Here is a 10,908-nt window from a genome sequence, read left to right as displayed (position 1 = left end):
TAACGCCGATGGTACTTCGTAACAGTGGGAGAGTAGGTAGCCGCCGTTTTATAACCGAAGAGAGGGAGTCTTGGACAGCAGTGTCCTCGACTCCCTCTCTCTTTTTGTGCATATCATTGTACATATCCTTTCTATGTATAAAGAGGCATAAGAATAATGACAGATGGTGGTCATATCTTTAGGCCTCTTTCTTTATTAATTAAGCGAGGACGAACTTCTATCCATATCCCAATAGCATCTCAATTGATACTGTCTCCAAATTCGCTCTTGGTCTTCTTTTGATCGGTTCTGTACTATTCCTTTGCATGCAGTCTTTGCAAAGGAGAATTCGCCTTTGTTGCTTCTATTCCAGTTCGGCTTTGCTCCCTTGATGCATGACTCATCTTTGTATCATCAAGATCAGATTTCTTTTATGCTTGCGGGTGATATATAGATATTGTTTTGGTACATGATAAAGTTCTTACTATAGTATTTCCTTTCGATTGTCTTTTCTGTTATGTGCAAGTGTTTCTATCCCTGTCACAAAACCATGACAATTACCCTTGTTGCTTTGTAAACCCGGCTTGCCCCACTTGATTTATTCATTCCTTTAATCTTATCAATCTTAATCTCTATTTGCTTCGCATAATGNGTTATGTGCAAGTGTTTCTATCCCTGTCACAAAACCATGACAATTACCCTTGTTGCTTTGTAAACCCGGCTTGCCCCACTTGATTTATTCATTCCTTTAATCTTATCAATCTTAATCTCTATTTGCTTTGCATAATCCCAAAAATGTCGATAGAACATCGGAGTATCACATACACTCAAATATTCACAGCCCTTTTTCCCTTTATCACATCGCACCAAAATGGTGGAGAAATTTAGTAGATAAGAATCATTTTATAAGATTAAAAACGATGATATATAATGTATTAAGAATAATAATTTCTAATGAGGGGCATTAGAATCTACCGTCCAACGATAAATCTGGCTTTAAGTTTGGGGATTATTGTGGGAGATTCCGTTATGATGTTGTTCATTTTTTTATCTTTGTCGCATTGTATATAAATGATGACATTATGAATTTTTCAAGAATTATCGCAGCAGTTCTTTCTTTGTTTATTGTTTCTGCTGCTTATGCTTCTCAGCCTCCTAAGACTGAACTGAGACTCGCTATTCCTACCTCTTCTCTTGTAAAAGGAAAAACTAAGATTTATTTCGTAGCTGATGGTTCAAGAGCACCTATTGATAGTGTTGTTTTGCCGGCGTTGAAGAAGGGCTCAAATGAATGTGTAGTCCGTCATTTTTTCAATGCTGACACCACAAAGCGTATCCAGGCTCTCTATTCTAATTTGATGATTTATTTCTTCAATGAGCCCGGTAAGATCACTGCCAATATGGATAATGATTTTTGTGCGAAAGGAACTAAGCTTAATGATGCATACGCTGCCTTTAATGAATCTCTTGAGAAAGCTTCTGCTCCTCTAAAAGAAGAAGCAGATAAGATTATCAACAATGCCGGTCTTTCAGATAAAGAGAAGCAAGAAGCAATCATGAAGCTTTCTGAAAAGAATGAGCGTATTACCACAGATGCATATAAGACTGCGATTGCTCAGCATCCAAACGATGCGCTTGGTGCGGTATTGCTCTTGGATGCTTTTTCTGTTTTGCCTGCTTCTGAATTTATGGATTACGTCAATAAGGCATCTAATGAAGTCCGTAACTATCCCGGTATGGATAGATATATTACATTGGCAGGAAATACGCTTAAGACAGATAAGGGGCAACCTTATACTGATTTTAAGGGTGTCGATCCCAAGAATCCTGCAAGTGCTCTTTCTTTGAGCGATTTTATCAAGCCGGGTAACTATACTATTGTTGACTTTTGGGCGAGTTGGTGTGGTCCTTGCAGACGAGAGATAAGGACATTGAAAAAGCTATATAAGCGATATGCTGACAAGAACTTCGCCATCGTGGGTGTTGCAGTATGGGATCAACTTCCTAAGACTGTTGAAGCAATGGATCAAATGCAGGTGCCATGGCCGGTTATTTATACTGACCCGGAAGTTCAGCCATCTGTAGACAAAACTTATGGTATCTATGCAATTCCTACACTTGTTTTTATCGGCCCTGATGGTAAAATCATTCTTAGATCTCATTCAAGTGAAGGTATTGAGAAGATTCTAAAAGAGCAGTTTGGAAAGTGAGGTATGACCTTTTAGTTCTGTTTTTTGAGTAACAGTTAACCCATTGATGAAATACTTGATTCGTTTAGAATACTCGTGATCTTTATCAATGGTTACGTAGTGTGATCAATGGTTACGTAGTGTGTTGCTATGGAGCTTTGGTTTAATGGCCTTCAAATAGGTTAATATATCGACGGCTAAGGTTTTGTGTCTGATTGCTGACACATCCCTTAGCCGTCTTTTATTTGTATTGTTCTTTGGCCTGTCGTCTTTTTCTATCCTAATCTATCTAAGATATTTTGGCTTTATCTTTACTTATAGGGCGACTAAAATAATTAATGTCATCATAACTCAACTTTGTCAGTTTGGTCTTTTAATCTCTATTCGGCTGGCATTCATTGCTCCCTGAGGTATAACATCTATCCTTGTGCCAATTCGTTCTTTTAGAGCTCCTACGTGACTTATGATTCCTATTTTAGACCCTCTTGAGCTAAGGTTATCCAATGTAGAAATAGCTTCATCTAAACTTTTGGCGTCTAACGTACCAAAACCCTCATCAATAAATAGGTTTTCGGTGGTGTAATTCCCTTTTGAGATATTGCTTAGTGCTAAAGCAAGAGCCAGCGAACATTGGAAGGTTTCTCCACCTGATAAGGTATTGACCGTTCTTTGTTCGTTGAGACATCTTTTGTCTATTACAAATAGCGATAGGTCTTCCCCCATAGTCTTAAGTTCATATCTATTATTGAGATCTCTAAGATATTCGTTTGCAATGATGGTCAGATAGCTCAAAGTCTTTGTTTGTGCTATCTTTTTAAATTTACTGCTATTTCCGGTCCCTCCAAAGAGTTTATCCAAACTATTGTAAAGTATCGTTGTTTTCTTCTGTTTCTTGTAGAGCTCCAGAGTGTCTTTCATCTTCTCTTCATCCTCTTTCCATCTGCGCAGTTCGTTGTCTATAGCCCCAACCTTCTCAGACAACTCTTTTTGTCTTAGCTCAAGTTCTTTTACTTCTGTTTCAAGAGCCTCAGTTCCTTCATCGCTATTTGCAATTTCCGGATATTTGGTCAATATATTGTTGTATTCAGTCTCTTTAGTTTTTAGGACTGCCCGGCAATTTGTGATCAAGGTTTCATTTTCTTTGACATCCTTTTGGGCCTTATCATAACCATCTTTTTCGAACATTTCGATTAGTTGTACCTCTTCAATGGTTAGTTTTAGATGTTTGAGCTCTTCGTCTAATTTCGCTTTGAGCAGCTTGCTTTCATCTTGTTTGTCTTTTAGAATCTTACTGTTTTGCTCAATTGCAGATGATTTTCGTCCCAATTCAAGTTTTGTTTCATTGAGAGTCCTCTCTTGCTTTTCTTTTTCTTTGCGAGCATTCTCAACCAGGCTTTGCTGTTCTTTTTCAAACTTGTCGGTCGGAGCACCTCCAAGCAATCTTTTCCTTCTTTTAATGCTTTCTTCGAGAATAACCCTATCCTTTTCTGCTTTAAGCCTTATTGTTTTTAGTTCTTCTTGTTCCTTTTGTAAGAGTTCTTTCCTTATCTCAATGTACTCTTGTTGTTTGTTAAGTTCATTATCCAAAGATAGCTTCTGAGCATCGAGCTCTTTTATCTTTTTAATATCGTTGTTGATTTTGACTCTTAGTTTAGTGGCATTGATTGTTTTCTCGACTTCGATTGGATAGAATGGTCTGATAGCAAACTTAATATCATTTGTCAGACTTTCGAGTTCTTGTTTAAGATCAAGAGTCTTTTGGCTGTTTTTGGCTTCGGCATCAGTAAGAGACTGTATGTCTGACTGACACTTTTGTTCCTCTTGTTTAGCTTTGTTGTGTTCGGCTTCGAGATTCGATACATTGTATTGTGAAGTTTGTATTTCTAACTTCGGGATCTCCTTCACTATTTGTCTGCAGACGGGGCATTCATCATCACATTTGAGCTGTTTGTGCAGGTTGATAACCTCTATTGGAACAATATTGTTGAGTAGTTCGATTTGTTTCTTGATCTTTATAAGGATCTCCTTTTTGCTTTTCAGATTATTCTTGAGTTCTTTCGTTTCTTGATCCAGAGTTGCAAGTTCTTTTGTTTTTCCTTCCAATTCTTTCAGTTGATCAAAAATAAGATCTTTGTTCTCCTCCAAAGAGGCAAGAGCTTTGATATCATCGATCTTCTTTTGATTATCGTCTATTTGTTTTCTAATCTTTTGGGATTGCTCGTTCTTTTGGGCAATGTCAGACTCACCCTTTTTGACCTTCTGATCAATATCTTTTTCCTGTTTTTGGATCTCATTATATATAGCTTGTTGCTTATCAATTTCTTGATCCAATACTCTGGCACTTTTTATATCTTCTTCGAAACTTTTGTATCTCTTTTGCGTTTGGTTGAATATTTTGATTGATTCCTTTGTAGCTCTTTCATTGGAGTTGTAGATGGTTTGCAGCTTTTCGGATGTGATCTTGAGCTGCTCAATAGTTTTTACACTTTTGTTGATCTCCTTATCGAGGCTTATTCCTTTTCGATAGTCCTCTCTAACTTTTCGAGATCTATCTGTATCTTTTATTTGTTTTATGAGTGGTTCTAAATTTTCTTTTTGTTGCAAAGCCTCTTTCAGTCGATCGTTTTCTTTTGTTATCTCTCCTGAAATTCTATTGAAGTCTTGTTTGTTTTTTAGTTCCTCTTGTTTCCCTTTAAGGATCTTTACTGTTGTCTCATATTCATTGTTGTGCAAAAGACGATCTCTTAGTTTATCCTCTTTTTCCTCTTTTGTGGGAATATGAATACTATCAAGTTGTGTAGTAATGGTTTTGAGTTTGTTGTCTTCATCACTATATCTTGCATGGATGATCTCTGATATTCGGGAATATATTTCTGTTCCGGTAATCTTTTCCAGAATAGCTGCTTTGTCGTTTTCACTTGCTTTAAGAAAGGAGGCAAAGTCTCCTTGTGCCAAGATAACAGATCTCGTAAACTCATCGAAGGTAAATCCTAAGATCTCTTTGATAGATTGATTGATATTGCTGATCTTTTGTTCTCCATAGGCTTCCCATTTACCCTCGTTATAAATTGTGAGTGCTCGTTGTGCAGCCTGTAAATTCCCTTCTGCTTTGCCGTAGGCTCTTTTGCAGTACCATTGAGCGCAATAGATATTTTTGTCGTCGGCACTGAATGTAACTTCTGCAAATCCTTCTCCGGTGACTCGTCTTAACAAAACACGTTCATTGTAGTTTTTTAGTTCTTCTGTACCACCTTTGTCATTTGTGCTTTTTAGCTTTGGTACTGCTCCATACAAGGCTAAGCATATGGAGTCGAGAATGGTGCTCTTGCCACTTCCTGTAGGACCGGTTATAGCGAAGAGATTGGTGGATTTTAAGGGTTCAGCTTCAAAGTCAATGATATGTTCTCCTTCGAGAGCCGCTATATTTTTGATCTTTATTTTTAGTATTCTCATAGGGCTTTTGCCTCCTCTATTATATCGTTAAGTGCTTGTCTCATATCTGTAGGCATCTCTTTGCTATATAATTTTTGATAGTATTCTTCTGCCATCATTTGGGGTTCGGGCAATTTTATTCCGGACCCGCAGGCTATTCCCTGTAATTCTTCTGTGCTATTTAGCCTTTCTGATTCAAATTCTTGATTAAACTTTTGTGCAAAATCAGAGTATATCCCGGTCAGTCTTATGTTGTTTTCTTTTGCTGCTTTTCTTAGGTCATTCAGCACTGAGGAGATTTTCTCAACTTCATTAATATGTATCTCAACAAGAGGAGCCAGTTCGTTGTCTTCTTGATTGCTGATCTCTTTGATTTGATCGATTACTTTTTTTGCATCGACCTCTCCTTTTTCCGGAATTCTTACCAACTTGACGGGGGAGTTGTACTCTATCTGTCTTTGATATTTTACCTCCCCATTTTCTATCGTAATAAGATCGACTCCATGCCTATATCCGGTTTCTGCAAATGAAAGTGTGATAGGAGAGCCGGAATATCTGGCCGGAAAGTTGCTTTCAATACTTTGTTGTCTATGAAGATGCCCAAGAGCAAGGTAGTCGAAGCTACAATCTCCAATCTTTACCTGGTCGAGGGTGCCTACATTCCTTAAGCTATCATCATCTTTATTGAATGTCCCTTTGCCTGCAAAAAGGTGTGCCATCCCAATAAGAGGAAGCTCCGGGTGCATCTTTTTGGCCTCTTTGGAGAGTTCGGTAAGTTTTTTCGACATCTCTTCTGAATAGTCTATGCTTTGGAAAAAGCGACCATATCCGGAATATGGCAGGGCCAAAAGGTAAGCTACCGGTTTGTTATTTCCCTTTTCGTATAGAGGAAAGAGTTCGGAACTGATATTTTCAAGATCCGGATAAGCTATGCTGTAGCAGTTGTGTGTAAGTAAAAGCTCCTTAGGTGCATCCAGCCTTGAGGTCGAATCGTGATTGCCACTAATTAGATATATGCGACATTGTGTTGCTTTGGATGAGACTTTTTTGACAAAGTCATAAAACATTTTGATTGATTCGGTAGGAGGATTTGTGATGTCGAAAACATCTCCTGCAATCAGAAGTGCATCAATTTCTTCTGTTTCGATGATATTAAGAAGCCAGTCGAGAAAAAGAGATTGCTCTTGAAGCCTTTTCTCCCCTTTGAATGATTGGCCTAAATGCCAGTCAGCGGTGTGAATAATCTTCATAATCGTAAAAATGGTTTGATTAAGTGGTCCTGTTGTCGTAGCCTTTATAAAGGTATGTTTTTTTGGAATATGTTGAAAGGTCCTTTATACATTCAAGATGCGTCATAGTTTTTTTCTTATTTATTGTAAAATAATTACGAGGATTTGTATCAATTTTTCTTTCGGCAATCATCAAATAAATTCAAATAGCTTCTTAATCTCCTTGGACTCTTTTTTTAGCTACCTTTTGTTTACCTTTGTAATACGAAAGTACTACGAGACAAAAATTAAGGGGATTGATGGATCTTTCTTTTATTATTATACTCAGGAAAATCACGAAGATGCCCATAAATTTGTATAGCGATTAATCATACATAAATAATAAAATAAATCATGATCAAAGTAGGTATTAACGGTTTCGGCCGTATCGGACGTTTGGTATTCCGAGCAGCTCAAAAGAGAAAGGATATTCAAGTAGTTGCTATTAACGACTTGCAAGATGTTGAATATTTGGCTTACATGCTAAAGTTCGATAGCGTTCACGGAAGATTTGATGGTGACGTTGAAGTTAAGGATGGTACTCTTTATGTCAATGGTAATCCTATTCGCGTAACAGCAGAAAAGGATCCTAAGAACCTTAAGTGGGGTGAAGTTGGTGCAGAATACATCGTTGAATCAACAGGTCTTTTCCTTACAAAAGAGAAGAGCCAAGGTCACCTCGATGCAGGCGCTAAATATGTAGTGATGTCTGCTCCTTCAAAGGACGATACTCCGATGTTCGTTTGTGGTGTTAACTTTGACAAGTACGAAAAGGGTACAAAGATGGTTTCTAATGCAAGCTGTACAACCAACTGTCTTGCTCCGGTAGCTAAGATCCTTCATGACAAGTGGGGTATCGTAGACGGACTTATGACTACTGTGCATGCTACAACAGCTACTCAGAAGACTGTAGACGGACCTTCTGCAAAAGACTGGAGAGGCGGACGTGCTGCAGGTGGCAATATCATTCCTTCAAGTACAGGTGCTGCTAAGGCTGTTGGTAAGGTAATCCCTTCACTTAATGGCAAGCTTACAGGTATGAGCTTCAGAGTGCCAACTTTGGACGTATCTGTAGTTGACTTGACAGTTAACTTGGCAAAGCCGGCTAAGTACGAAGAGATCTGTGCAGAGATGAAGCGTGCTTCAGAAAATGAATTTAAGGGAATCCTTGGTTATACAGAAGATGCAGTTGTTTCTTCTGATTTTATCGGTGAAGAACGTACATCTGTATTCGATGCTACAGCCGGTATCGCATTGACAGATACATTTGTTAAGATCGTATCTTGGTACGACAATGAGTGGGGTTATTCAAACAAGGTTTGTGAATTGATTCTACACATGGCAAAAGTGAATGCCTAAAAAACATCCCATAATTGATGAATGATGTCGTTGACTTGGAGTAAATAGGAGGAGTCACGTACAAGAAGTACGCTCAACCTCTATTTCTCTTGTCGCCTAATCCTTCCAGCAATTCTGAGCTGTTTTTCTCGGAATGTGTTTTGGAGTTCATCAGTTAGGTAGTTAAATATATTTGAGGCTCGATCATCTTCATTGGTGGTTGAGCCTCTTTTTATGTCCATAATTGATGAATGATGTCGTTGACTTCGATTAAATAGAGGAGTCACGTACAAGAAGTACGCTCAACCTCTATTTCTCTTGTCGCCTAATCCTTCCAGCAATTCTGAGCTGTTTTTGGTGAATTAGCTTATGAAAGTTATTGCTTGATACATAAAAAGTTACTCTTGAGAAAAGGCATATTGTGGTAGCTATAATGATATAAATATTTAAGATTACTGATTAGTTTTGAGGTTATATTACATATCTTTGCCGATGAAGATATTTGTCCGGCATCTTAATAAAAGCAATTGAACCAAATGACGACCAGTGATGATCTATCCAAGTTCTTCTCGTTATTTAGGTTGGCAGTAATCCTATTTTCTGCTTGCGGAAAAATAGAAAAGGATGAGAATAATAGTAGTCCTTTATTTTTTATGAAGATGCAGGAAATTTCTACGAGTGGTAAGAATATTGTGGTTGTTGAGTGCGAAGGTCAACCCTATGTGTTTCCTTGTATAAATGGAAATTATATCATAGGATTCCCGGAAATGGATTATTACGGATGATCTGTAATAACAATGATATGTAGGGAGAAAGGGGAGTACTATTTTGGTGTTATCAACCTTAGATATTATGAAAAGTATAATGGCGGTTCCGTAGAAATATGGATGGAAGTTTCAAAATTGCTTCTTGATAAAGGGAAGGGCAAAATCAGTTCGCCAGTTGTTGAACTACAAGGAGAAGCAGCAACTGATGTTCGGATTTTTTGATTTCAAAGGATGTCGTTGGTGGAAGATGTAATGAGATTTCTCTTTTAAATTCTTAGTACAAACACTAAAAGTACATTTTATTACCTTTGTGACTCTTTGACTTTGCATGTATCATTAGCCACTTGTTAATTTATATAATCTACTTGATAATTCGTATCTAATTTAATAATGTAACGCAATGAAAAAAACATTTTTCTTCCTGGCAGCATTTCTATTTATCGCAGCAGGATTCGCACTTAGTTCGTGTGGAAGTGACAAAAACAATGAACCACAGATTGAAATCGACAATGGTATAACCGGATCGAGGGATATTGCCGGATGGGCTGAGTTGCCTTACCTTAAGCTTCCTCAAGAGATTTCTCGTATTGAAAATCATGAGAAGGCTGTCGGAAGGGAACGCATAGAGGTTCCTATAATGAATCAGAAAATGCATCTTTTTGCCAGTGGCAAAATGAGTGTCATAATGGGAGTGGGATACGGCATTGAAAATGAAGCCGGCGACATGGATCCCGACGAGCTTATTCTTTTCGTTGACAATGCAAAATTTGAAACACTACTTACTAATCTTGGATTTCAAAAAAATCAAGAAAACGATGGTGATACATTGATAGTTAACTATACAAGTGATAAGTACAATATTGTATTTCAAACCAATATTGGTAAAGAAAACGATGAAGCTGTCAAATTCATCAAGACTGTCAAGGGATTGGGAAAGACGACAGGATTATATACTGCATATTTTCAAGAATAAATATTCTCAAGGACAATGCCAAGGATTGGCGTTAACTTGATAATAATACTAAATAATGGGGCGTGTCATATTCAGTTGGCACGCCCCATTGCTTATGAGGGAAGTTTGACTTATCCTTTATTTCTTTTGTTAATCCCTTAGGTATAAAACCTACTTCAATAGAATAATCTTTGAGCCTTATTGTTGATTTTGCTGTTTTTTTGTATCTTGTCGAAGATAATTAATTGAAAACCATGGAGATAATCGTCTTATATATCTTACTTTTCATAAGCTTTTTACTTGGCGGATTGTTCCTTCAAGAGGGTAAGATATGTCTTGGACAATTGAAACAGATTATCAGCAAAGCAACTATCAAAGGTGCTCAGTCAAAAGGGCTGTTTATGTGGGCTGTGAAGCTCGTCTTGAAAGCTCTTAATTTGTTAAATACTGTTATCTCTATTGCTACTCAAAAATCTACTCAAACAACACTCATTCAAACACAAATTCATAAGTTCGAGGGTTAGGGTTACCTGATCTCTTTGCCGACTACGCCCGTTTTATAGTACGAAACGGGCTTTATTTATGCGCTATTTTAACAAGTAAGGTCGCGCGAGAAGCAATCTATTCTCGCGCGACTTTCGATCTGTTGTCGCGCGACCTTGACATGCGAAGTCGCGCTACTTCAGGTGCTACCTCGCGCGAGTTCACTTTCAAAGTAGCGCGAGAATGGATTGCAAGTCGCGCGACCATCAAAAAAATGCAGCCTAAAGTCTGTTTTTAAGCAGACGAAAGATAAATAAAAAGCACCCTTTATATAATTTAACATATAGAGATGCTAATAAATCTCTATACCTTTTCTCTTATGTACGAAAAATCCCCTTTTTAAGTCCTAAATAATGCTCTTTTTATCCAATATAACGCTTGGTTATATTTAACATTATTTATCTAATTTGATGCGGATTAAGTGAAAATACAGGATCTAT

At 37.6% G+C, this 10,908-nt stretch carries 7 protein-coding genes; 5 read left to right on the top strand and 2 right to left on the bottom strand.

The genetic code is table 11. The features are described from left to right. Window positions 1-1,061: 1,061 nt before the first annotated feature. Entirely contained in the window at window positions 1,062-2,189 is a 1,128-nt protein-coding gene (locus ACFO3G_RS00295; protein ID WP_380076877.1) for a redoxin domain-containing protein, read from the top strand. Window positions 2,190-2,528: 339 nt separating this feature from the next. Here the strand turns inward: ACFO3G_RS00295 and ACFO3G_RS00290 are convergent, their stop codons facing one another. Then, window positions 2,529-5,621 (bottom strand): AAA family ATPase, encoded by a 3,093-nt coding sequence (locus tag ACFO3G_RS00290; protein WP_380076875.1) that lies wholly within the window; start codon window positions 5,619-5,621, stop codon window positions 2,529-2,531. Next, window positions 5,618-6,850, bottom strand: coding sequence for a metallophosphoesterase family protein (locus tag ACFO3G_RS00285; RefSeq protein WP_380076873.1), 1,233 nt, complete (start codon window positions 6,848-6,850; stop codon window positions 5,618-5,620). Before ACFO3G_RS00285 ends, ACFO3G_RS00290 begins: the two co-directional genes overlap by 4 nt. A 372-nt stretch (window positions 6,851-7,222) precedes the next feature. Here ACFO3G_RS00285 and gap point away from each other — a divergent pair, with 372 nt between their 5' ends. The 4 genes from gap to ACFO3G_RS00265 all read left to right on the top strand — a co-directional run bounded on the left by gap (window position 7,223) and on the right by ACFO3G_RS00265 (window position 10,449). Continuing rightward, window positions 7,223-8,227: a type I glyceraldehyde-3-phosphate dehydrogenase gene (gene gap, locus ACFO3G_RS00280; protein ID WP_380076871.1), complete on the top strand. Its 1,005-nt coding sequence runs from the start codon at window positions 7,223-7,225 to the stop codon at window positions 8,225-8,227. 515 nt (window positions 8,228-8,742) lie between these two features. Beyond that, window positions 8,743-8,991: a hypothetical protein gene (locus tag ACFO3G_RS00275; protein WP_380076869.1), complete on the top strand. Its 249-nt coding sequence runs from the start codon at window positions 8,743-8,745 to the stop codon at window positions 8,989-8,991. Window positions 8,992-9,373: 382 nt separating this feature from the next. Continuing rightward, on the top strand, window positions 9,374-9,946 hold the full coding sequence (locus ACFO3G_RS00270; protein ID WP_380076867.1) for a hypothetical protein: 573 nt from the start codon (window positions 9,374-9,376) through the stop codon (window positions 9,944-9,946). 233 nt (window positions 9,947-10,179) lie between these two features. After that, window positions 10,180-10,449: a hypothetical protein gene (locus ACFO3G_RS00265; RefSeq protein WP_380076865.1), complete on the top strand. Its 270-nt coding sequence runs from the start codon at window positions 10,180-10,182 to the stop codon at window positions 10,447-10,449. Window positions 10,450-10,908: the final 459 nt, after the last annotated feature.

Source organism: Falsiporphyromonas endometrii (assembly GCF_042654485.1).
Taxonomy (GTDB): domain Bacteria; phylum Bacteroidota; class Bacteroidia; order Bacteroidales; family Porphyromonadaceae; genus Porphyromonas; species Porphyromonas endometrii.
This window is presented reverse-complemented; position numbering and strand designations above follow the sequence as displayed.

What these genes read in the sequence shown, in the direction of transcription:
- ACFO3G_RS00295 (WP_380076877.1), top strand. Translation starts at nt 1,062, where the DNA reads ATGAATTTTTCAAGAATTATCGCAGCAGTTCTTTCTTTGTTTATTGTT.
- ACFO3G_RS00290 (WP_380076875.1), bottom strand. Translation starts at nt 5,621, where the DNA reads ATGAGAATACTAAAAATAAAGATCAAAAATATAGCGGCTCTCGAAGGA.
- ACFO3G_RS00285 (WP_380076873.1), bottom strand. Translation starts at nt 6,850, where the DNA reads ATGAAGATTATTCACACCGCTGACTGGCATTTAGGCCAATCATTCAAA.
- gap (WP_380076871.1), top strand. Translation starts at nt 7,223, where the DNA reads ATGATCAAAGTAGGTATTAACGGTTTCGGCCGTATCGGACGTTTGGTA.
- ACFO3G_RS00275 (WP_380076869.1), top strand. Translation starts at nt 8,743, where the DNA reads ATGACGACCAGTGATGATCTATCCAAGTTCTTCTCGTTATTTAGGTTG.
- ACFO3G_RS00270 (WP_380076867.1), top strand. Translation starts at nt 9,374, where the DNA reads ATGAAAAAAACATTTTTCTTCCTGGCAGCATTTCTATTTATCGCAGCA.
- ACFO3G_RS00265 (WP_380076865.1), top strand. Translation starts at nt 10,180, where the DNA reads ATGGAGATAATCGTCTTATATATCTTACTTTTCATAAGCTTTTTACTT.